The 22,652-nt window shown below is 71.6% G+C and carries 15 protein-coding genes; 11 read left to right on the top strand and 4 right to left on the bottom strand.

Annotation, left to right across the window (positions count from 1 at the left end; translation table 11 throughout):
- Window positions 1-347 precede the first annotated feature (347 nt).
- The 3 genes from AB0C62_RS23230 to AB0C62_RS23240 all read left to right on the top strand — a co-directional run bounded on the left by AB0C62_RS23230 (window position 348) and on the right by AB0C62_RS23240 (window position 5,781).
- Complete coding sequence (locus AB0C62_RS23230; RefSeq protein ID WP_362975985.1) at window positions 348-2,681, top strand: GH92 family glycosyl hydrolase; 2,334 nt, start codon at window positions 348-350, stop codon at window positions 2,679-2,681.
- Between the two features lie 155 nt (window positions 2,682-2,836).
- Entirely contained in the window at window positions 2,837-4,165 is a 1,329-nt protein-coding gene (locus AB0C62_RS23235; RefSeq protein WP_362975987.1) for a wax ester/triacylglycerol synthase family O-acyltransferase, read from the top strand.
- A 101-nt stretch (window positions 4,166-4,266) separates the two neighbouring features.
- Complete coding sequence (locus AB0C62_RS23240) at window positions 4,267-5,781, top strand: SDR family NAD(P)-dependent oxidoreductase (RefSeq protein WP_362975988.1); 1,515 nt, start codon at window positions 4,267-4,269, stop codon at window positions 5,779-5,781.
- 213 nt (window positions 5,782-5,994) lie between these two features.
- Here the strand turns inward: AB0C62_RS23240 and AB0C62_RS23245 are convergent, their stop codons facing one another.
- Window positions 5,995-6,612, bottom strand: a complete 618-nt coding sequence (locus tag AB0C62_RS23245; RefSeq protein ID WP_362975990.1) for an HD domain-containing protein — start codon at window positions 6,610-6,612, stop codon at window positions 5,995-5,997.
- A gap of 531 nt (window positions 6,613-7,143) precedes the next feature.
- On the opposite strand from AB0C62_RS23245, the gene AB0C62_RS23250 reads away from it, so the two are divergent.
- Window positions 7,144-7,317: a hypothetical protein gene (locus tag AB0C62_RS23250; RefSeq protein ID WP_266617685.1), complete on the top strand. Its 174-nt coding sequence runs from the start codon at window positions 7,144-7,146 to the stop codon at window positions 7,315-7,317.
- Window positions 7,318-7,463: 146 nt separating this feature from the next.
- Here the strand turns inward: AB0C62_RS23250 and AB0C62_RS23255 are convergent, their stop codons facing one another.
- The gene (locus tag AB0C62_RS23255; protein WP_362975992.1) at window positions 7,464-8,804 is read right to left on the bottom strand and encodes an amidase family protein; all 1,341 of its coding nucleotides are present in this window, start codon (window positions 8,802-8,804) and stop codon (window positions 7,464-7,466) included.
- 336 nt (window positions 8,805-9,140) lie between these two features.
- Between AB0C62_RS23255 and AB0C62_RS23260 the strand changes: the two genes are divergently transcribed.
- Window positions 9,141-10,682, top strand: coding sequence for an alpha-L-fucosidase (locus AB0C62_RS23260; RefSeq protein ID WP_362975994.1), 1,542 nt, complete (start codon window positions 9,141-9,143; stop codon window positions 10,680-10,682).
- 91 nt (window positions 10,683-10,773) lie between these two features.
- On the opposite strand, the gene AB0C62_RS23265 is transcribed toward AB0C62_RS23260, so the two are convergent.
- Window positions 10,774-11,823, bottom strand: coding sequence for a LacI family DNA-binding transcriptional regulator (locus AB0C62_RS23265; RefSeq protein WP_362975996.1), 1,050 nt, complete (start codon window positions 11,821-11,823; stop codon window positions 10,774-10,776).
- Between the two features lie 220 nt (window positions 11,824-12,043).
- Between AB0C62_RS23265 and AB0C62_RS23270 the strand changes: the two genes are divergently transcribed.
- Genes AB0C62_RS23270 through AB0C62_RS23295 form a run of 6 tightly spaced genes read left to right on the top strand, consistent with a single transcriptional unit; the run spans window position 12,044 to window position 21,598 of the window.
- The gene (locus AB0C62_RS23270) at window positions 12,044-13,330 is read left to right on the top strand and encodes a sugar ABC transporter substrate-binding protein (RefSeq protein ID WP_362975998.1); all 1,287 of its coding nucleotides are present in this window, start codon (window positions 12,044-12,046) and stop codon (window positions 13,328-13,330) included.
- Between the two features lie 6 nt (window positions 13,331-13,336).
- Window positions 13,337-14,308 (top strand): sugar ABC transporter permease, encoded by a 972-nt coding sequence (locus tag AB0C62_RS23275; protein ID WP_362976000.1) that lies wholly within the window; start codon window positions 13,337-13,339, stop codon window positions 14,306-14,308.
- Window positions 14,305-15,219 (top strand): carbohydrate ABC transporter permease, encoded by a 915-nt coding sequence (locus AB0C62_RS23280; RefSeq protein ID WP_362976002.1) that lies wholly within the window; start codon window positions 14,305-14,307, stop codon window positions 15,217-15,219. Before AB0C62_RS23275 ends, AB0C62_RS23280 begins: the two co-directional genes overlap by 4 nt.
- Window positions 15,220-15,264: 45 nt before the next feature.
- A complete protein-coding gene (locus AB0C62_RS23285) occupies window positions 15,265-16,497 on the top strand; it encodes a glycosyl hydrolase (RefSeq protein WP_362976004.1) in 1,233 nt (410 codons plus the stop codon).
- Between the two features lie 43 nt (window positions 16,498-16,540).
- Complete coding sequence (locus AB0C62_RS23290) at window positions 16,541-18,541, top strand: endo-beta-N-acetylglucosaminidase (protein ID WP_362976006.1); 2,001 nt, start codon at window positions 16,541-16,543, stop codon at window positions 18,539-18,541.
- A 33-nt stretch (window positions 18,542-18,574) separates the two neighbouring features.
- A complete protein-coding gene (locus AB0C62_RS23295; protein WP_362976008.1) occupies window positions 18,575-21,598 on the top strand; it encodes a glycoside hydrolase family 38 C-terminal domain-containing protein in 3,024 nt (1,007 codons plus the stop codon).
- 251 nt (window positions 21,599-21,849) lie between these two features.
- On the opposite strand, the gene AB0C62_RS23300 is transcribed toward AB0C62_RS23295, so the two are convergent.
- Complete coding sequence (locus AB0C62_RS23300) at window positions 21,850-22,584, bottom strand: FadR/GntR family transcriptional regulator (protein ID WP_362976009.1); 735 nt, start codon at window positions 22,582-22,584, stop codon at window positions 21,850-21,852.
- Between the last annotated feature and the right edge of the window lie 68 nt (window positions 22,585-22,652).

Below are 22,652 nucleotides of genomic sequence, written 5' to 3' on the forward strand. Positions count from 1 at the left end.
GACGACGACGACGTTCCCACCGGCAGCGTGCACATCGTCGACCTGCCGGACGTCCGTGCCGCCCGCGCGTTCGCGTTCGACGAGCCCGGCTATCACCTCACCGAGTCGGGTACCCGCGGCCGTTCTGTGCACGTCTTGTCATGTCCCTGGACAGGCGGCGGAATCGCGTGCTGTCATGCCAACGGCCGCGGATGACCACGTTGCGCGTGCTGACAACGATGTCATCCCGTCCGGGCGCGACGCGTCCCGGGGGATCCCCGCCGGTTGCCGGGAAAGCCGGCCCCCCGACCCGACCATGCAAGAAGACAACGACAACGATGTCGCTCACCCCACCGGAGGTCTCCCGCATGAGATGGACCCGGCGCCTGCGCCTGTGCACGGCCGGGCTGGTGACAGCGTCCGCGCTGCTCGCCCTGCCCACCGCACAGGCCGCCGAGCCGCGCGACGGCCAACTCACCGATCTGGTCAACCCGTTCATCGGAACGGAGAACGAGGGCAACACCTACCCCGGCGCCGCCGTGCCCTTCGGCATGGTGCAGTTCTCGCCGGACACCGGGCACAACACCGGCTACGACCACTCGCAGAACCACATCCGCGGCTTCTCGCTCGTCCACCTGTCCGGCGTCGGCTGCGGGCTCGGCGGCGACCTGCCCGTGCTGCCCACGACCGGGGACGTCACCCGGACGGACTACGCGCAGTACGCGGCCGAGTTCAGCCACGACACCGAGTCGGCGAGCCCCGGTTCCTACAAGGTCGGCCTGAAGAGCGGCATCGAGGCCGAGCTGACCGCCACCGAGCGCACCGGCGTGCAGCGCTACACGTTCCCGGCCACCGACAAGGCCAACGTGCTGCTGAACGCGGGCCAGTCGCTGCACAAGACGGTCTCCACCAAGGTCGAGATCATCGACAACCGGACCGTCCGGACGGCGATCACCGGCAGCGGCTTCTGCCAGGGCACGAAGCCGTACACGGTGTACACGGTCACCCGCTTCGACCGGCCGTTCACCACCTCGGGCACCTGGAACGGCGACACCGTCACGCAGGGCTCCGAGAAGACGACCGGCACCACCGGGCGCACCGGCGCCTTCGTGCGCTTCGACACCACCAAGGACCGCACGGTCGAGGCGACCACGGCGCTCTCCTACGTGGACGCCTCCGGCGCGGCCGTCAACCTCCGCGCGGAAGGGGGCCGTTCCTTCGACGCGGTCCGCGGCGCCGCGCGACGGGCCTGGGAGGACCGGCTCGACGACGTACGGGTGAAGGGCGGCACGGACACCCTGCGCCGCACGTTCTACTCGTCGCTCTACCGTTCCTTCCTCGCGCCGAACGTCGGCAGCGACGCGGACGGCCGCTACACCGGCTGGGACCAGCGGGTCCACCGCGCGAAGGGCTTCACGTACTACCAGAACTGGTCGCTGTGGGACACCTACCGCACCCAGTCGCAACTGCTGTCGCTGCTCGCGCCGCGCGAGGCGCGTGACATGGCGATCTCCGTCATCAGGATCGACGAGGAGAGCGGCTGGCTGCCCAAGTGGGGCTACGGCACGGCCGAGACGAACATCATGACCGGCGACCCGGTCACCCCGTTCCTCACCAACGCCTACCAGCAGGGCCTGCTCAAGGGCTACGAGGGCCGGGCCTACCGCGCGCTGAAGAAGAACGCGGACGGCGTGCCGCCCGCCGACTCCCCGGCGCTGGGCCGCGAGGCCAACCGGGAGTACATCGCGAACGGCTTCGCCCCGTACGTCAAGGGCCGCCCGCACGCGAAGCCCGGCGACTCGGACTACGACCACGGTGCCTCCGTCACCCTGGAGTACGCCCTGTCCGACGCCATGCTCGGTGAGATGGCCCGGGACCTCGGCCACGACGAGGACGCCGCGCGCTACCTGGCGCGTTCGCAGAGCTACCGGAACATCCACGACCCCTCGACCGGCTTCTTCCGCGCCCGGGACGCCGCGGGCGCCTTCACCGGACCCGCCGACCCCGCCCAGAGCGAGGGCTTCCACGAGGGCACGTCCTGGCAGTACCAGTGGCTCGTGCCGCAGGACCTGCCGGGCATGGTCGACCTGATCGGCGGCAAGCAGGCGGCCAACGACCGTCTCGACTCGTTCTTCGCCTACGACCAGCTCCTGAAGGACCCCGCGAAGACCGCCCGCGAGGTCTGGGTGAACGGGCCGTACGCGTACTACAACGCGGACAAGTACAACCCGCAGAACGAGCCCGACCTCATCGCCCCGTACACCTATCTGTCCACCGGGCAGCCGTGGAAGACGACCGACGTCGTGCACGCCGCGCTGACCCTCTTCACGGACGCGCCGACCGGCATGACCGGCAACGACGACCTCGGCACGATGTCCGCCTGGAACGTGCTGTCCTCGATCGGGATCTTCCCGGTGCAGCCCGGCTACGACACGTGGGGCCTGTCCACGCCCGTCTTCGACCGGGTCGACCTCACCCTCGACCGGCACTACTACCCGCGCGGCGCCCTCACGGTCACGGCGCCGGGCACCTCGGACACCGACCGCTACGTCCAGACGGCCCGCGTCGACGGTTCGTCGTACGGCCGTACGTATCTGACGACCGAGAAGCTGAGGAGCATCCGCTCCCTCGGGTTCACGGTCGGCTCCGAGCCGTCCGAGTGGGGAACGTCGGCCGCGGCCCCGCCCCCGGTCCTGAAGTGACACCCGGCATGTCCTGATGCGACCGAGTCCCGCCCCTCCCGCGAGGGGCGGGACTTAATCTGGTGTTAACTGTGCGTAGCTTGATCGTACTTGACCGTAATCACCGGTCCGGGTTTGACTGCAGGTTCACCCGTCGTCGACGCGAGAGCAAGCCTTTGACTTCCGATTTGCTCGCACCACTCGACCTGGCCTTCTGGAACATCGAGTCCGCCCGGCATCCGATGCACCTGGGCGCCCTCGGCGTCTTCGCCGCGCACTCGCCGACGGCCGGTGCCCACGCGGCGGACCTGCTGGCCGCCCGCGCCGCCGCCGTGCCCGGGTTGCGCATGCGCATCCGCGACGTGTGGCAGCCGCTGGCCCCGCTCGCCTTCGGCAGCGCGACCCGCGAGCCCGCGACCGACTTCGAACCCCTCGACCACGTCCTGCTGCACGCGCCGACCGCCGACTTCCACGCCGAGGCGGGCCGGCTGATGGAGAGCCCGCTGGAGCGCGGCCGCCCGCCGTGGGAGGCGCACGTGCTGCCCGGCGAGGACGGGGTGTCCTTCGCGGTGCTCTTCAAGTTCCACCACGCCCTCGCCGACGGGCTCAGGGCCCTCATGCTCGCCGCGGCCATCATGGACCCGATGGACCTGCCGGAGCTCCGCCCCCGCCCCGCCGAGCCGCCCAGGGGCCTCCTCCCGGACGTCCGCAAACTGCCCGACTTCCTTCGCGGAACCCTCTCCGACGTGGGCCGCGCCCTCGACATCGGTGCCTCCGTCGCCCGCGCGACCCTCGCCGCGCAGTCCTCGCCCGCCCTCACCTCGGCCCCCACCGGCACCCGGCGCACGGCCGGCGTCGTGATCGACCTCGACGACGTCCACCGCGTCCGCAAGACCGTCGGCGGCACCGTGAACGACGTCCTCATCGCCGTCGTCGCCGGCGCCCTGCGCCGCTGGCTCGACGAGCGCGGCGACGGCAGCGAGGGGGTCGCCCCGCGTGCCCTCATCCCCGTCTCCCGGCGCCGCCCGCGCACCGCCCAGCCGCAGGGCAACCGGCTCTCCGGGTACCTGATACGGCTTCCTGTCGACGATCCCGACCCGCTGGGCCGGCTGCGCGCCGTGCGGACGGAGATGGACCGGAACAAGGACGCCGGGCCCAACCGGGGCGCCGGCGCCGTCGCGCTGCTCGCCGACCACGTACCGCCCCTCGGGCACCGGCTCGGCGGCCCGGTCGTCGGCCAGGCCGCCCGGCTGCTCTTCGACATCCTCGTCACCAGCGTCCCGCTGCCCAGCCTCGGCCTGAAGCTCGGCGGCTGCCCGCTCACCGAGGTCTACCCCTTCGCCCCGCTGGCCCGCGGCCAGGCCCTCGCCGTGGCCGTCTCGACCTACCGGGGGAGCGTCCACTACGGGCTGGTCGCCGACGCGGAGGCCGTCCCTGACCTCGATCTGCTGGCCCGATCCCTCACCGAGGAGGTGCGCACACTGATCGCCGCCTGCACGCCATGATCACCACGGGTTTGGTGCGCGCACGATTGCTCCGTAAAATTCCGCCTTCGACAGCGAGCGCGGTTCGAACGCGGCGCACAACCCGAGGAACGGCAGCAGCGATGACGGTGACAGACGACGGCCGGGCGACCCCCGCCGTGGACACGACAGAGGTGGCCGACGTCGCGTTCGGTCCCGGTATCGACCCCGAGCGGCTGGCCGTCTGCCTCAGCGTGCTCGACGAACTCGACAAGATCGACGTCGACCACCCCGACGCCATCGCCGTGCGCCGCGCCACCGCGGGCGTCTACCGGACCGTGAAGCAGCGCCGCCGCCAAGAGCGCCGCGCCGCCAAGACCGCCCACGACAAGCAGGTCACCGAGTCCACGGCGACCGGCTCCGCCCAGCGCATCGACGACGAGACCGAGGGCATCCTCCCGTCGTCGGTGACGGAGGAGGGCAGGATCGCCGGGATACTCCAGCGCCCGCGCTCCTGCTACACCTGCAAGACCCGCTACGTCGAGGTCGACTACTTCTACCACCAGCTCTGCCAGGACTGCGCCGCCCTGAACCGCTCCCGCCGCGACGCCCGCACCGACCTCACCGGCAAGCGCGCCCTGCTCACCGGTGGCCGCGCCAAGATCGGCATGTACATCGCGCTGCGTCTGCTGCGTGACGGTGCCCACACCACGATCACCACCCGCTTCCCGAGCGACGCGGTCCGCCGCTTCAAGGCCATGGACGACTCGGCGGACTGGATCCACCGCCTGGAGGTCGTCGGCATCGACCTGCGCGACCCCGCACAGGTCGTGTCCCTCGCCGAGCGGATCGCCGAGCAGGGCCCGCTCGACATCCTGATCAACAACGCGACCCAGACCGTACGGCGGCTGCCCTCCGCCTACGCCGCGCTCGTCGAGGGCGAGAGCGCCCCGCTGCCGGCCGGTGAGCTGCCCGCCCGCCATGTCATCGGTGCCTTCAACTCCGGCGCCGTCGACGGACTGACCGCGCTGCCCGCGGGGGTCTCCGGGCTGGACGCGCAGAAGGTCGCCGACCTCGCCCTGGTCGCCGGCAACGCCAGCGTGGTCCGGCACCGTGACGGCACCGCCATCGACGCGGGCGGCCTGCTGCCGGACGTCGTCGACAGCAACACCTGGGTGCAGACCATCGAGCAGATCTCCCCGGTGGAGCTGCTGGAGACCCAGCTGTGCAACTACACGGCGCCGTTCATCCTGATCAGCGCCCTGCGCCGGCAGATGGCCGAGGCCGCGCGCAAGGGGTCCGCCGGGCGCTCCTACATCGTCAACGTCTCGGCGATGGAGGGCGTGTTCGGCCGCGGCTACAAGGGCGCGGGCCACCCGAACACGAACGCGGCGAAGGCCGCCATGAACATGGTGACGCGCACCAGCGCCCAGGAGATGTTCCAGGCCGACGGCATCCTGATGACCTCGGTCGACACCGGCTGGATCACCGACGAGCGCCCGCACTACGACAAGCTCCGCCTCGCCGACGAGGGCTTCCACGCCCCGCTCGACCTGGTCGACGGCGCGGCCCGCGTCTACGACCCGATCGTGCGCGGCGAGCTGGGCGAGGACCTGTACGGCGTCTTCCTCAAGGACTACGCGCCCGGCAAGTGGTGAACGGACCGCGCGTCGGATGACGTGCTGTCGCTGAGGTGTCCCGGTGGCGTCCGTCGGCAGGTCCGGCGGACGCCACCGGCACGCCGGGCCGCTCCGTCGACACCCGGAGCGGGCGGCACACGTCTTCGTCGGCGCACGGCGTCGCGCTCCCGCGACGGGTCCGCTCGGACCGCTCCCACGCCGGGCCCCGGTCCGAGTGGTCCGCGTCCGCGTTCAGGACGGGTCGGGGCCGCGCGTCCCGGCCCGCTCGCCGCCCCGCTCGACCCCCCGACGGTCGACGGCGTCGAGGCGAGCCGCGCGGGACGCCACCAGTTCCAGCACCGTGCGCCAGTCCTCCATGACGCCCGCGTCCAGCCCGACGACCTTTCCCGCGTCGTCCGCCTGCCGCAGGGTCACCGCGTCCTCGGCCAGCGGGTCCCGTTCGAACGCGGCCACCTCCCGCGGGCTCATCGCGCCGCCCTGGGCGCCCAGCGTCAGCGCGCTCTGCGGGGACAGCCCGCGCCCCGGCGACGTGGTCGCCAGGTAGCGCTTCGCCGCCACGTGCAGCAGGACGAGACGGGCGACCCGGTCACCGAGCAGCGGCCGCACCGCCTCGGCGGCGTGGTCGGCGTGCCCGGCGTCGTCACCCGGCCTGAGCAGATGCCCGATGTCGTGCACCAGCCCCGCGACCTGAAGCTCCTTGTCGCTCGGGCGTTCCCGGCGCAGCAGCGCCGCGGTCTGCAGGCCGTGATCGTGCAGATCGACCGGGTCGCCGCTGCGGTCGGGGGTGTCCCACGCGCCCCGGCAGGCGTGCAGCAGATCCATCAGATCGTCGACGCCGCGCAGCTCCATGCGTCGGTCCTCCCACGAGACAGCCTGTGCCGGGCGTCAGCAGACCATGGCGTCCTTGCGAACCGGCCAACGGCATCTGAACTGCACACCGTCTCCCGTGGTGTCCGGTCGGGGCGACGCCCGTCGGTCGCCGGTGACTTCAGGCTGACCCCTGAGACGTCCTGATGCCCTCCCCTATGGTCGGTATTGAGCCGAATGGGTGGCGGCGAAGGGGGCATCGTGTTTCAAATCGCCGCAGATCGGGGCCTGATGGGGCCGGGGTGACCCGCGACGGTAACGCGAAGTTTTCGGCCCCATCGAGCAGTCACCTGCTCATTTGGTTACTCTGTTGCCGACGGGCAGCCTTACTGGGGTCCACCCACACCCACGGTCCGTCCCGGGACAAGCCGGTCACCACGGCCTGCTCTCACCCGAGTTACCGGCGCCACCGCGTCCCTAACTGCCTTCGACTCATACCCGAGCGGACGTCAGGCGACCGGAGCAGACCGGACCGCACGTCCCGAGGGTGACCCGACACATAAGGAGTGCGCGGTGACACCAGAGAAGACGAATCGCGATCAGCGCCCCAAGGAACGCACGGAGCGCGCCGGCGGTGCCGACATCAAGCTCGGCAGCCTGGACGTGTGGGCCAGGTCCGCCCCGATCCGCCTCGCGGGCTACGAGGACGACCTCGCCGAGCCCCACATCCTCCCCAGCGTCGACTGACCGACGCCGGGATCGGTCCATCGCGATCGCCGACGGCATGGGCGTGCACGGTTCACGCTCATGCCCTCGGAACAGCCGCGGCCGGCGACCGGCCGCGGCTTTCGTGTTCTCCGGCAGGCCTGAGCGCCTCTCCGGCACCCCTCGATCTAGTCGAGCCGCGCGGTGCGCCGCCACGGATTCAGAACCTCCAGTTGTGCCGCGACGTCCAGCAACGCCGCCTCGGAGCCGGGACGGCCGACGAGCTGTACGGCGCAGGGGGCGCCGCTCGGCAGGGTGCCGAACGGGACCGCCATCGCGGGCCAGCCGGTGAGGTTCCACGGCGGAGTCATCGGCGAATAGGCCGTGTTGGCCAGGATGTTGCGCAGCCAGCCCCGCTCGTGCCACGCCACGGAGGCGGGGCTCCGGCGTGCCAGCGCCGGGGTGAGCAGTACGTCGTGCTCCGCGAAGAACGGCGCCAGCCGCGCGCGCAGCTGCTCGCGCCGGACGCCCGTGCGGACCCCGGTCACGAAACGACGCCCGACGGCCGCGTGCACCCGGGTGCGCCGGGCCAGCCTGCGCGGGTCGAGGTCCTCGGCGTCCACCGCCGTGCCGGCCGTCCAGTGCGCGAGCGAGGTCGTGCTCAGCCAGACCGGGTACGGCGGGTTCGCAGGCCGTACCCGGTGCCCCGCCTCGGACAGCAGCGCGGCCGCCTGACGAGCCGCGGTCGTATACGGTCGCGTGACCCTGACGCCGGCCAGCGGGCTGCGCACCGAGAGCGCGACGGTGCGGGTGACGGGCTCCGCGGGCGGCGGCTGCTCCGTGTCCGCCAGGACGGAGAACATCAGCCGGGCGTCCTCGACCGTCGTGGCCAGGGGCCCGTTCTCCGACATGCCGAACCAGTCGCCGTGGCCGATCCCGGCCGGGACCACGCCGTGGCCCGGCTTCAGGGCGACCAGGCCGCAGTTCGCGGCGGGGATCCGCAGCGAACCCATCCCGTCGTTGCCGAGCGCGACGGGCACCATCCCGGCGGCCACCGCCGCGGCGCTCCCGCCGGAGGAACCGCCCGCCGTCCGGGACAGGTCCCAGGGGTTCCGGGCGGTGCCGTGCACCCCCTCCGTGGTGCCGAACACGCACAGCTCGGGCACGTTCGTCAGTCCCACCACCACGGCACCGGCCGCGCGCAGCCGGGCCACCGTGACGTGGTCCTCGTCCGCCGGGGTGTCCGGGGTCGCGGCCGAGCCGTTGCGGTTCGCCTCACCGCGCACCGCGAGGTTGTCCTTCACCGCCACCGGTACGCCCGCGAGGGGGAGTTGCCCGAGATCCCGGGAGAGCAGCTCGTCCGCCTCCGCGAGCGCCGCCTCGGCGCGTACCGTCCGGAAGGCGCCGACCCGGCCGTCGAACCGCTCGATCCGCGCGAGGTGTTCGGCCACCACCTCGCGCGGTGTGACCCGCTGTTCGCGGACGGCGGCGGCGATCTCGGTGGCGGTGCGGCCGACCCAGGTGGTCACGGGTGCTCCTCGCTCCATGGCGTACTGGTGAGTAGTACGTGTACGGGGTGCACTCTGCCCGGCGGGGGGCCGCCGCGTCGAGAGCCGTCCGCCTTGGACATTCGGTGGGGTTCTGTTGGACTTTCGCGCGGGCGGCGGTCGACGTTCCCGCACCCCGACGGGTCATCCGATCACTTGCGCAACTTCGGCCGAGGTAAGCCTCATTGACAGTCACCTGGGGTCGCTCGATCATCAGACCTCCGATGAATGAGGGCCGCGTCCGACCTGATCGCCGTGACCGACAGCGGCCCTCCGTAGGCAGGTCGACCACCTCACCGACCCGAGGAGCCTATGCCGATGGCCGTCTCCCGACGCCTCTTCGTCCTGGCGTCCACCACCCTCGCCGCGTCCGCCGGCACCTCCGTGGCACTCGCCGCGCCGGCCCGGCCGCCGTACCGCATCCCCGTCGGCCCGGACGACACCCAGGAGGAACTGGTCCGCAAGGCCTCCCAGGTCCGGCCGACCGAACGGCAGATCGCCTGGCAGCGTCTGGAGCGCACCGCCTTCCTGCACTTCGGGGTCAACACGTTCACCGGTCTGGAGTGGGGGACCGGTGACGAGGACCCGCAGGTCTTCCAGCCCACCGGTCTCGACACCGACCAGTGGGCGCGCGCCCTGCGCGACGGCGGATTCCGGCTCGCCATCCTCACCGTCAAGCACCACGACGGCTTCGTCCTCTACCCCTCCCGCTACACCGGGCACTCGGTCGCGTCGAGCAGCTGGCGGGAGGGCCGCGGCGACGTCCTGCGTTCCTTCGCCGACTCCATGCACCGGTACGGCATCAAGGTCGGTGTCTACATCTCGCCCGCCGACGAGAACCAGTACCTGCACGGCGTGTACGCCAACGGCAGCGCCCGCACCGAGCGGGTGATCCCCGAACGCGTCGAGGGGGACGACCGGCCGGTGCGGCCGGAGTTCACCCTGGACGCGACCGACTACGGCGCCCACATGCTCAACCAGCTCTACGAGGTGCTCACCGAGTACGGGCCGATCGACGAGGTGTGGTTCGACGGAGCGCAGGGGCGGATCCCGCCGGACAAGGTGGAGACGTACGACTGGGACAGCTGGTACACCCTGGTCCGCGCGCTCGCCCCGGACGCCTCCGTCGCCGTGTCCGGACCCGATGTGCGGTGGGTCGGCAACGAGGGCGGTCTGGCCCGCGAGAACGAGTGGAGTGTCGTACCGGTCCGGGAGAAGGGCAACGGACGGGCCGACTACGCCCTCGCCTACGACGCGGCCGACGAGGGGAGCCGCGACGCGCTCCTCGCCGCCCGGAAGGTGGCCGATCACCTCCAGTGGTGGCCCGCCGAGTGCGACGTGTCGATCCGGGACGGCTGGTTCTACCACCCCGACCAACAGCCCAAGACCGTAGAGCAGTTGACGGACATCTACTTCCGGTCGGTGGGACGCAACGCGGTCCTGCTCCTCAACGTCCCGCCGGACACCGACGGGTTGCTGCCCGCGGCCGACGTGGCCCGGCTGCGCGAGTTCCGCGAACGGATCGACCAGGAGCTCCCGGCGGACCTCGCGCACGGCCGCACGACCGCGTCGCGTGACGGGGGAGTCACCGTCGACCTCGGCCGCGAGCGCGAGGTCGACCGGGTGCGGCTCGCCGAGGACATTCGGCACGGACAACAGGTCGAGAGCTTCGTCGTCGAGGCGCACCTCGACGGCGTCTGGACCGAGGTGGCCGAGGCCGGCACGGTCGGTGCCTGCCGGATCCTGCTGCTCGACGAGCCGGTGCGCGCCCGACGATGGCGTCTTCGCGTGACGGGAAGCCGCCGGGCCCCACGGATCGCCGAGTTCGCGCTCCACCGGTCGGAGGTCCGGGAGGCCTGAAGGGCGGGGCGGACGCGGGTCGGAGGGGGTGGACGGCGCTCAGGGCGTCCGCGCGCTCCCGCCCGTCGCCCCGTGTGTCCCGGCGATCCCGTCACCCCTTGGCCGTGCAGGGTCCCGTGCTCTCGCGCTCGATCAGCCGCGGAACCGGGACCCGCACTGTCCGCGCCGGACCGCCGTCCAGGAGCGCTGTCAGCTCCTGGGCCGCGGTGCGGCCGAACTCGACCGTGTCCCGGGACAGCGCGGACAGCCACGGCTTGACCATGCGGCAGAGCGGCGAGTCCTCCCAGGCGACCACCGACACCGCGCCCGGCACGGAGAAGCCCAGCTCGCTCGCGGCGGCGACACCGGCCAGGGCCATCACGTCGTTGTCGTAGATCAGCGCGCTCGGCGGCTCGGCACCCTCCAGCAGACGCCGGGTGACCGCCGCGCCCTGCGCGTCCGAGTAGTCGGTGGTCACCGAGCGGACCTCGGGCAGGCCGCGCCGCTCCGCCTCGGCCCGCAGCGTGCGGATGCGCCGCTCCGTGTGGGCGAGCCCCGGCAGGCCCGCGATGTGCACGATCCTGCGATGGCCCAGGGCGTACAGGGCGTCGACGACCGCCGCCATCGCGCCCGCGTCGTCCGCCCACACGGTGGACATCCCCGGATGCGGGGCGTCCGGAGCCCCGCCGATGACCACGGCGGGCAGACCGAGTTCGTCGAGGAGACCCGGACGCGGATCGTCGACGCGCGGGTCCACCACGAGCACACCGTCCACCCGGTGCTCGGCCCACCAGCGCCGGTAGACCGCGCACTCGGCGTCCACGTCCTCGACCACCTGGAAGAGCAGGCCGAGATGACGCTCCGCCAGCACTTCCTGGATGCCGGAGATCAGCTGGAGGAAGAACGAGTCCACGCCCAGGGCGTCGGCGGGACGCGCCACCACCAGGCCGACGGTGGCCGCGCCCTCGCCGGAGAGCTGGCGTGCCGCGGTGCTCGGCCGCCAGCCGAGCTGCTCGGCGACCCGGCGCACCCGGTCGCGAGTGACCTCGGAGACGCCGGGCCGGTCGTTCAGCGCGAAGGACACCGCGCTCTCGGAGACCCCGGCGCGCCGCGCGATGTCCTTCATCGTCGGCCGACGTGCCGGAGACCGTTTGGCTGGCACGGGACTCCCCATTTCTTCAGGTCATGGACTAAAGCGCTTGAGTGCAGTCAGCCTAAAGCGCATTAGCGATCTCGCGCAAGAGGTCATTGGAATCGCTCTGACCTGCACTAATGTCATCCAAATTCATTTAGTGGATGCCAATGCATTGACTTCCCCGACGGCCGCCGGGCATGGTCGCTGGCGCCACCACCCGCAGACGCCGCAAGGGAGCCGTGTCACCGTGCCCATACCCCGCAGAGCACTCGTCGCCGCCGCCGTCGCCCTCGTCCTGCCGCTGAGCGCCTGCGGTTCCGGCGACAGCGGCGGCTCGACCGACGCCTCCGGCAGGATCGAGGGCGATATCACCTTCCAGACCTGGAACCTGAGGGCCAACTTCAAGCCCTACTTCGAGGGTGTCGTCGCCGACTTCGAGAAGAAGTACCCCGGCACCCACGTGAAGTGGATCGACCAGCCCGCCGAGGGCTACGCCGACAAGATCAGCGCCGACGCGGCGGGCGGCACCCTGCCCGACGTCGTGAACGTCTCTCCCGACCTCGTCGCCCCGCTCGCCAAGGCCGGACTCGCCCTCGACCTCGACAAGTCGGCCGCCCGGTACAAGAAGGAGTACCTCGCGGGTGCCTGGGCCGGCCACCAGGTCCCGGGCATGACGGGCACGTACGCCTTCCCCTGGTACCTCAACACCGGGCCGCTGTTCTACAACAAGTCGCTCTTCGAGAAGGCGGGCCTCGACGCGGCCCAGCCGCCGACGACGTACGACGAACTCTTCACGGACGCCCTGCGACTGGCGGACAAGAGCGACGGCAAGGTCGCCACACTCGCCAACGTGCCCACCATCGAGGACTTCGGCCGCTACGGCGTCGAGCTGATGAACAAGGAGGGCACCGCGTTCTCCTTCAACGACACCAAGGGCGTACAACTCCTCACCAAGTACAAGGAGTTGTACGACGCCAAGGCGCTCGACCCGCAGGCGCTCACCGCCACCCCCGAGTCGTCCGGCAAGAAGTTCCTGACCGGCGCCGTCGCGATGAACCCCGGCAGCGCCCTGGACCTCGGCAACTTCAAGAAGCAGGCGCCGAACCTGTACAAGAACATCGGCATCACGGACCAGATCACCAGCACCGGCAAGGTGAACATGTACGTGATGGGGGTGATGGTCAACGCGCGCACCAAGCACACCCCGGCCGCGGTCGCCTTCGCGCACTTCGTCACCGACGCCCAAAACCAGATGGCCTTCGCCAAGAAGGTCGCGATCTTCCCGAGCACCGCGGGCTCCCTGGACGACCCGTACTTCACCAACGAGGACGGCACCGACGAGACGCGCGTACGGGTCGCCGCCGCCAAGTCCCTGAAGAACGCGGTCAACTACACCCCGGTCCTGTTCAGCGAACAGATGAAGACCGCGCTGCGCAACGAGATCGCCAAGGCGCTGCAGGGCAAGCAGAGTCCCAGGACGGCACTCGACAACGCTGTCAAGGCCTGTGACACCTTGCTGCGGCAGCAGGGCTGAGCGGTCATGGCGAGTTCCTCCAGCACCGCGCGGGAGCACCACACCCTGTCCCGGGAGCCGCGGGCCGGCTCCAGGGCGGCCTCCCCGGAGCCCCGGCCCGGCGCCCGGGTGCGACGCCAACTGGGCACCAGCCCATGGCTGTTCGCCGCTCCGGGCCTCCTGGTCGTGGGCGTCTTCATCCTCTACCCGTTCGTCTCGACGGTGATCAACTCCTTCACCGACCGCCGCACCCTGATCCCCGGCGAGTTCGTGGGCCTGGCCAACTTCCGGGAGCTGCTGCACGACGAGATGTTCTGGACCGGGCTGCGCAACAGCACGCTGTACGTCCTCGGGGTGGTCCCCGCGCTCGTCCTGCTGCCGCTGCTGCTCGCCCTCCTCGTCCAGAAGAACATCCCCGGCATCGCCTTCTTCCGGTCCGCCTTCTACACCCCGGTCGTCGCGTCGATCGTCGTGGTCGGACTCATCTGGGTGTGGCTCCTCGACGAGCGCGGGCTGGTGAACTCGCTGCTGGAGGCGGTCGGGGTCGGCAAGGTCGGCTTCCTGAGCGACCAGTGGCTGCTCCTGCTCAGCGCCATGGCCGTCACGGTCTGGAAGGGCCTCGGCTACTACATGATCATTTACCTGGCCGCGCTCGCGAACGTGCCCCGCGAACTGCACGAGGCCGCCGCGGTGGACGGAGCGGGGGCGGTGCGCCGCTTCCTCACGGTCACCGTGCCCGCCGTCCGCTCCACCATGGTCCTGGTCGGCGCGCTCTCCTCGGTCGCCGCCTTCAAGGTGTTCTCCGAGGTGTACCTGATGGCCGGCCCCGACGGCGGCCCGGCCGGCGAGGACACCACGCTCGTCATGCTCGTCCAGCGCACCGGCACCGGACTGACCGGCCGCGTCGGCTACGCGTCCGCCATCTCGGTGGTCGTCTTCGTCGTCACCGTCGCGCTGATGCTGCTCGTGCTGCGCGCCGACCGGAAGGAGGACGCGTGAGCGTACTGGAGAAGGCGCCCACCGCCGGACAGCCCGCGGAGGCCGAGCGGCCACGCCGCCGTCGCTTCACCGACGAGCACGGACGGCGTGTCCCCGTCTGGGAACTCGCCCTGCGCTACCTGCTGTTGCTGGCCGTCCTCGCCCTGACCGTCGGCCCCTTCCTGTGGCAGCTGTCCACCTCGCTCAAGGGACCCACCGAGGACATCTTCAGCTCGCCGCCGCGGTTCCTGCCCGGCGACCCGACCCTGCACAACTACCAGCGCGTCGCCGACACCATCCCGGTGTGGGACTACGCCCTCAACTCCCTCAAGGTGGCCGGGGCCAACGTCGTCACCAACTGCGTCGGCTCGGCCCTCGCGGGGTACGCCCTGGCCCGGCTGCGCTACCGCGGCCGACGGGTGGCCACCCTGGTCTTCGTCCTGGCCATGCTGGTGCCCGTCGAGGGCATCATCATCGCCCAGTTCACGACCATGCGGGAACTCGGCCTGAACAACACGCTCATCGGGGTCGTCCTGCCCGGCTGTGTCGGGGCGATGAACGTCCTGCTGATGCGCAACGCCTTCCTCAACCTCCCCCACGAGATCGAGGAGGCGGCCTTCGTCGACGGCGCCAACGTGTGGCAGCGGTTCCTGCGCATCGCGCTGCCCTCGGTGAAGGGCACGCTCGCCGTCGTCGCGATCTTCGCCTTCATGGGGGCCTGGGACGACTTCCTGTGGCCGCTCATCGTGCTCAGCGACCCCTCGAAGTTCACCCTCACCATCGGACTCAACTACCTGCACGGCACCTTCGCCAACGACGAACGCCTCGTCGCCGCCGGCACGGTCATCGCCGTGGCACCGCTCATCGCCCTCTTCGCCTGCCTCCAGCGGTACTTCTTCCGCGGTGTCGGCGAGGGAGCAGTCAAGGGCTGACACCCGTCCCGTCCTTCCGCCGTTCCGATTCGCAAGGATCCCCGCATGCCTCCTGCCGTGCGCTTCGGCGTCAACTACACCCCCAGCCAGGGGTGGTTCCACCACTGGCTCGACTTCGACCTGGACTCGGTCCGCGCCGATCTCGACTCCATCGCCGCGCTCGGCCTCGACCACATCCGGGTCTTCCCGCTGTGGCCCTACTTCCAGCCCAACCGCACCCTGATCCGCCCGCGTGCCGTGGAACAGCTCGTCACGCTCGCCGACGCGGCCGCCGAGCGCGGACTCGACGTCAACGTGGACGGCCTGCAAGGGCATCTGTCGAGCTTCGACTTCCTGCCCGCGTGGACCCGCACCTGGCACCGGCGGAACATCTTCACGGACCCGGACGTCGTCGCGGGGGAGGCGGCCTACCTGCGGACCCTGGCCGCGGCCCTCGCCGACCGGCCCAATTTCATCGGGATGACCATCGGCAACGAGGTCAACCAGTTCGCGGCCGGACCCCACCCCGACCCCGACCGCATCACCGAGGACCAGGCGGGGGCGTGGCTGTCGCGGCTGCTCGACGCCTGCGAGGAGGGCGCCCCCGGCAAGCCGCACCTGCACGCCTCGTACGACGCCGCCTGGTACCAGGACGACCAGCCCTTCACTCCCGGCCACTCGGCCCGGCTCGGCGCCATGACCGCCGTCCACTCATGGGTGTTCAACGGCACGGCGCAACGCCACGGCCGGACCGGCGTGGCCACCGAGCACCACGCCGCGTATCTGATCGAGCTGTCCAAGGCATGGTCGGACGACCCGCACCGCCCGGTCTGGCTCCAGGAGGTCGGCGCGCCCGCCCCGCTGATCCCCGCCGAGCACGCCGCCGCCTTCACCGAGGCCACCGTCACGAACGCCCTCGACTGCCCCGACCTGTGGGGCGTGACCTGGTGGTGCTCGCACGACGTCAGCCGCGACCTCGCCGACTTCCCCGAACTCGAATACAGCCTGGGCCTGTTGACCAGCGACCGGCGGACGAAGCCCGCCGGGGACACCATCGCCGACATCGTCGGGCGGGCGCGTCCGGCCGCGCCCGCCGTCCGCACCACGGCGCTGGTCGTCGACACCGCGCCGGGCCGTTCCGTGTGCGCGCCGGGCGGCCCCGTCTTCGAGGCCTTCGCCCGGCTGACCGCCGACGGGGTCCGTCCCACCACCGTCCTCGCGAGCCGCGCCACCGACCGCGAACACCTGGTCGCGCGCGGGATCACCGAGGTCGTCACACCGGCTCGGGCGACCGACTGAGCCGAGCACCGTAATCCGTTCCCCACACGCTACGGAGCACATCGTGAACCTCAGCAGACGAACCGTCCTGCTCGCCGGAGCGGGAGTCGCCGCCGGACTCGTGCCCGGTCTGTCCGGTACGGCGGCCGCCGCCGCCCGGGACCTCCAGCCGTACGCCTCCTACTGGTACCCCGACTCGCTGCCCACGGGCACCCCCGGCACCGGCATCACCTGGCGCAGCCTGAAGTCGTGGCGCGCGGACACCGACGCCGACCTCGCGTTCAACGCCTCCGCCGTACCGCTCGCCACCCGCTTCACCCCCGTCCCCGCCAACACCACGGCACGCTCCGGGCAGGCCCGCGTCCAGTCGCTCGTCTCCTTCGGTCCGACGGCCCAGAACCCCTCGCAGGGCGCCGCCACCGCCGACTACTACGCGCTGACCCACTGGTCCTACCTCGACGAACTCGTCTTCTGGGGCGGCTCGTCGGGCGAGGGGCTGATCCTCGCCCCGAACGCGCCGATCGTGGACGCCGCGCACCGGCACGGCGTCCCGGTCCTCGGCAACGTGTTCCTGCCGCCCGCCGCGTACGGCGGTCAACTGCGCTGGACCCGCGACCTCGTGCGGAAGGACGCCGAGGGGCGTCACCCGCTCGCGGCACAACTCGTCGCCGTCGCCGAGGCGTACGGCTTCGACGGCTGGTTCGTCAACGCCGAGACGGGCGGCGGCGATCCGGCCCTAGCCGCCGACATGCTCGGCTTCCTCGGGGAGCTGAAGTCGCTCGGCGCGGCCAAGGGGCAGCGCGTCACCTGGTACGACGCGATGACCGTCAACGGCTCGGTCAGCTGGCAGGGCGCGCTGAACGACCGGAACAAGACGTTCTTCCAGGCGGCCGACTCCATGTTCCTCGACTTCCGCTGGACCGCCGGCGCTCTGGCCTCGTCCGGGACGACGGCCGGGCAACTCGGCCGCGACCGCTACGCGTTGTGGGCAGGGGTCGACGTCGAGGCGAACGGCACGAACGCCTCCGTGACCTGGGACGCCATCGTTCCGGCCACCGCGGCGCACGTCACCTCCGTCGGCTACTACCGCCCCGAGTGGACGCGCAACCACCTGCCCGCGGGCCGTACCCCCGGCGACTTCCACGCGGCCGACGACGCCTTCTGGACCGGCGCCTCCCTCGACCCCGCCCGACCCGACACCACCGCCCGCTGGCGTGCCCCGGCCCTCTTCGTCGCCGACCGCTCGACCGTCACCTCCCTCCCGTTCGCGACCGTCTTCAACACCGGCCACGGCCTGAGGTGGTACGAGGACGGCGAGGCGACCGGAGACACCGCCTGGAACCATCTCGGCCTCCAGGACCGGCTGCCCTCCCGCCGCTGGGTGGTGCGCACCACCGGCCGACGGCCCACCGTGACCTTCGACTTCGCGGACGCCTGGCGCGGCGGCAGCAGCGTCCTCGTCTCCGGCGACCTGGACGCCCCGGCCACCCTGGACCTCTACGCGACCCGGCTCCCGCTCGGCGAGGACACCGTCGTCGAGCTGACGCACCGCACGGACGCGGGCGAGCTCTCCCTGGAGCTGGCGGTCGCCACGGACGACCCGGCGGCGGCCGGCGCGGCACCCCCGTACACCCATCTCCCGCTCGCCTCCGGCAGCGGCTGGCAGACCTCGACCGTGTCCCTGGCCGGGCTGACGGGGACCGTCCGCGCCCTCGGCGTCCGGCTGACCGGAGCCGGCGGGCCGGTGCGCTGGCGGCTCGGCGGACTCGCCGTCCGCAACGCCGCCGAGGCCCCGGACGCGCCCACCGGCCTGCGCGTCACCGACGCCGAGGGCGGTGACCTGCGCCTCGCCTGGCAGCCCGCACCCGGGCCGGTGCGCCACTACGAGCTGTACCGGATCCTCCCCGACGGCACCCGCCGCTTCCTGGGTGGCACCTGCCAGCGTGCCTTCCACGTCGCGGGGCTCGCCCCCGAACAGGGAGAACCGGCGGCACGATTCGAACTGCGCTCAGTGGGGGAACTGTTCAGCGTCTCCACGCCCGCCACGACCACGCACACCTGGTAACAACCCGCATCCCACACCCCACGGAGCACTCACATGCATGACGACCGCACCCTGGTCGAGTCCCGCCTCAAGCGCGTCCTGGACGAACGCATCCGTCCGGCCGTGTACCCCGAGTCCGTTCCGCTGGAGGTGGCGGTGTGGAACGCGCCCGGTGAACCCGTGCCGGTCGCCGAAGGGCTCGCCGCCCCGACGGAACCGATCGAGGTGGGCGCGCGCTGGGGTGCTCCGTGGGGCACCAGCTGGTTCCGGGTCACCGGAACCGTGCCCGAGGCCTGGGCGGGCCGGACCGTCGAGGCCCTGCTCGACCTCGGGTTCGACGAGAACATGCCCGGCTTCCAGTGCGAGGGACTCGTCTACCGGCCCGACGGCAGTCCCGTGAAGGGGCTCAACCCGCGCAACCAGTGGGTGCGGGTCGCCGCCCCGGCCGAGGGCGGCGAACACGTCGACCTGCGTATCGAGGCGGCCTCCAACCCGGTCATCCTCGACTACCACCCCTTCCGGCCCACACAGCTCGGTGACAAGGAGACGGCCGGCAGCGAGCCGCAGTACACGCTCGCCCGCATGGACCTCGCGGTCCTCGACGAGGAGGTGTGGAACCTCGTCATCGACCTGGAGGTCCTCGGCGAGCTGATGGCCGAGCTGCCGGTGGAGTCCCCGCGCCGCTGGGACATCCTGCGCGCGGTGGAACGCGCCCTGGACGCCGTGGACCTCCAGGACGTCAACGGGACAGCGGAACAGGCCCGTTCGCGGCTCCGGGACGTGCTGGCCGCGCCCGCCGTGCCGTCGGCCCACCGGATCAGCGCCGTCGGGCACGCGCACATCGACTCGGCCTGGCTGTGGCCGCTGCGCGAGACGGTCCGCAAGGTGGCCCGCACGACCTCCAACATGACCGCCCTCATCGAGGACGAGCCCGACTTCGTCTTCGCCATGTCGCAGGCCCAGCAGTGGGCCTGGGTGAAGGAGCACCGGCCCGAGGTGTGGGCCCGGGTGAAGAAGGCGGTCGCCGACGGACGGTTCGTGCCGGCCGGTGGCATGTGGGTCGAGTCCGACACCAACATGCCGGGCTCCGAGGCGATGGCCCGTCAGTTCGTGCACGGCAAGCGGTTCTTCCTCGACGAGTTCGGCGTCGAGAACGACGAGGCGTGGCTGCCCGACACCTTCGGATTCGCCGCCGGACTTCCGCAGATCATCAAGGCGGCCGGCTCCAAGTGGCTGCTCACCCAGAAGATCTCCTGGTCGCAGACGAACAAGTTCCCGCACCACACCTTCCGCTGGGAGGGCATCGACGGCACCCGGATCTTCACCCACTTCCCGCCCGTCGACACCTACAACTGCTCCATGAACGGCAGGGAGATCGCGCACGCGGCGAGCAACTTCAAGGACAAGGGCGCCGCCCGGCACTCCCTCGCCCCGACCGGCTGGGGCGACGGCGGCGGTGGCACCACCCGCGAGATGATCGCCAAGGCGGGCCGCCTCCGCGACCTCGAAGGCTCCGCCACCGTCGCCTGGGAGACCCCCGAGGACTTCTTCCGCAAGGCCGAGGCGGAGTACCCCGACGCCCCCGTCTGGGTCGGCGAGCTGTACCTCGAACTGCACCGCGCCACCCTCACCAGCCAGGCGAGGACCAAGCAGGGCAACCGCCGTAGCGAGCACCTGCTGCGCGAGGCCGAACTCTGGGCCGCCACCGCCGCCGTCCGCACCGGATTCAGCTATCCGTACGAGGAGTTGGACCGCATCTGGAAGACGGTCCTGCTCCACCAGTTCCACGACATCCTGCCCGGCTCGTCCATCGCCTGGGTCCACCGCGAGGCCCGCCGCACCTACGAGCGGGTCGCCGCCGAGCTGGAGGGCGTCATCGGCGCGGCCCAGCGGGCGCTGGCGGGAGAGGGCTCGGCGCCCCTGGTCTTCAACTCCGCGCCGCACGCCCGCGACGGGGTGCCCGCCGGTGGCGCACGGACGCCGGCGGTGCTCGGCGAGACGGCACTCGCCCCGCGTGTGGACGGCGGCTACGTCCTGGACAACGGCGTGCTGCGGGTCGAGATCGACGCACAGGGACTCGTCGTGTCGGCGTTCGACCTGTCCGCCGACCGCGAGACGGTCGCACCGGGGCAGGCGGCGAACCTGTTGCAGCTCCACCCCGACTTCCCGAACATGTGGGACGCCTGGGACGTCGACGAGTTCTACCGGAACACGGTCACCGATGTGGTGGACGCCGACGAGGTCGCACCGGGTGAGGACGGCGTCTCGGTGCGGATCGTCCGCTCCTTCGGCACCTCGAAGGTCACTCAGGTGCTCTCGCTGTCACCCGGCGAGCAGCGCCTCGACATCGACACCGAGGTCGACTGGCACGAGACGGAGAAGTTCCTGAAGCTCGCCTTCCCGCTCGACGTGCACGCCGAACGGTACGCGTCGGAGACCCAGTTCGGGCACTTCTACCGGCCCACCCACACCAACACCTCCTGGGAGGTGGCCAAGTTCGAGGCCTGCAACCACCGCTTCGTGCACATCGAGGAACCGGGATGGGGCGTCGCCCTGGTCAACGACGCGACGTACGGCCACGACGTCACCCGCGCCGTCCGGGACAGCGACTCCGGTACGACGACCACCGTCCGGGTCTCGCTGCTGCGCGCGCCGCGTTTCCCCGACCCGGAGACCGACCAGGGCGTCCACCGTTTCCATCACGCCCTCGTGCCGGGCGCGGCGATCGGCGACGCGGTGCGCGAGGGCTGGCGCATCAACCTGCCGGAGCGGCGGCTGGCGGGCTCGGGCTCCCAGGAGGTCCTGCCCCTGGTCGGTGTCGGACAGGACGCGGTCGTGGTGACGGCGGTCAAGCTGGCCGACGACGAGAGCGGTGACGTGATCGTGCGGTTCCACGAGTCGCGTGGCGGGCGGTCGCGGGCCACCCTGACCGTGGGCTTCGCGTTCGACGACGTCACGGTCACGGACCTGCTGGAGCGGCCGCTCGCCGACGCGACGGAACCCGAGCGGGACGGGACGCGGCTGCGGGTGTCCCTGCGGCCGTTCGAGCTGGTCACGCTCCGGCTGAAGCGGGTCTGAGCACCGGCGCCCGCGGACCGGCCCCAGTGGGCCGGTCCGCGGGCGCCGGGTCGCCTCCCCGGACCGTGCCGTGGACCCACCCGGACGCTCGCCGGGTGCGGCGCCGGGGCCGTGCGGGAGGGCGCCCGGTGGATCAACTCCTCCCGCGCATCGACCCCCGCGCGTCGGCGCCAGGGTGAGTGCCTCGTGGGACGGCCTGCGGTACGGCGGTCGAACCGGCCGCGGACGAGGCGGGACTTCGCGGACGCGGGCTACGGCGCGAGCTGCGACCGGAGCCACTGCTCCACCTCGCCGACGTGTGCGGCCGCCGCTGCCCGTGCCGCGTCGGGGTCGCGTGCCGCCAGCGCGCGGAGGATCGCCGCGTGCTCGCGTCGGGTGCGGTCGAAGGCGCCCTCCTCCTGGTAGCCGCGCCAGACACGGGCGCGGAACGTGCGGGAGGAGAGCCCGTCCAGGATGGCTGTCATCGTCTCGTTGCCGGCGGCGGCGACGATCTCGCGGTGGAAGGCGAGATCGTGGGCGAGGATCTGCTCCGGATCGTCCGTCGCGTTCATCGCCGTCAACTGCTTGTCCACCTCCGCGAGTTGGTCCGGGGTGATCCGCGCGGCAGCCATGGCGGTGGCCGTCGACTCCAGGATGCGGCGCAGTTCCAGCAGTTCGACGAGCTGGTGGCCGCGGGAGAGATCGGCCACCACCCCGAACGTCTCCAGCAGGTCGCCCGCCTCCAACTGCGTGACGTAGATGCCCGATCCGTGCCGGGCCTCCAGCACGCCGAGAACCGTGAGCGCCCGGATCGCCTCACGCATCGAACTGCGGGAGATGCCCAGCTGGGACGCCAGGTCCCGCTCGGTCGGCAGCCGCTGCCCCGGCTCCAGCCGGCCCTCCCGGATCAGCGCCTTGATCTGCTCGATGGCGCGCTGGGTCACGGTGCCCTTCGGCGGAGCGGGGTCCTTGTCGGGCTCCGCCCCGACGGGCTGGCTCTCGTCCACGCCACTTCCTCCTGTTGCCGGGTGCGCCGCAGTCTAACGACCGAAGTGGTCGGACCACTATGGCCGAA

This window comes from Streptomyces sp. NPDC048643 (genome assembly GCF_040650615.1).
GTDB lineage: Bacteria > Actinomycetota > Actinomycetes > Streptomycetales > Streptomycetaceae > Streptomyces.

Coding starts and splice junctions, on each gene's coding strand:
- AB0C62_RS23285 (WP_362976004.1), top strand. CDS start 15,265: ATGCCTCCTGCCGTGCGCTTCGGCGTCAACTACACCCCCAGCCAGGGG.
- AB0C62_RS23240 (WP_362975988.1), top strand. CDS start 4,267: ATGACGGTGACAGACGACGGCCGGGCGACCCCCGCCGTGGACACGACA.
- AB0C62_RS23245 (WP_362975990.1), bottom strand. CDS start 6,612: ATGGAGCTGCGCGGCGTCGACGATCTGATGGATCTGCTGCACGCCTGC.
- AB0C62_RS23275 (WP_362976000.1), top strand. CDS start 13,337: ATGGCGAGTTCCTCCAGCACCGCGCGGGAGCACCACACCCTGTCCCGG.
- AB0C62_RS23230 (WP_362975985.1), top strand. CDS start 348: ATGAGATGGACCCGGCGCCTGCGCCTGTGCACGGCCGGGCTGGTGACA.
- AB0C62_RS23260 (WP_362975994.1), top strand. CDS start 9,141: ATGGCCGTCTCCCGACGCCTCTTCGTCCTGGCGTCCACCACCCTCGCC.
- AB0C62_RS23295 (WP_362976008.1), top strand. CDS start 18,575: ATGCATGACGACCGCACCCTGGTCGAGTCCCGCCTCAAGCGCGTCCTG.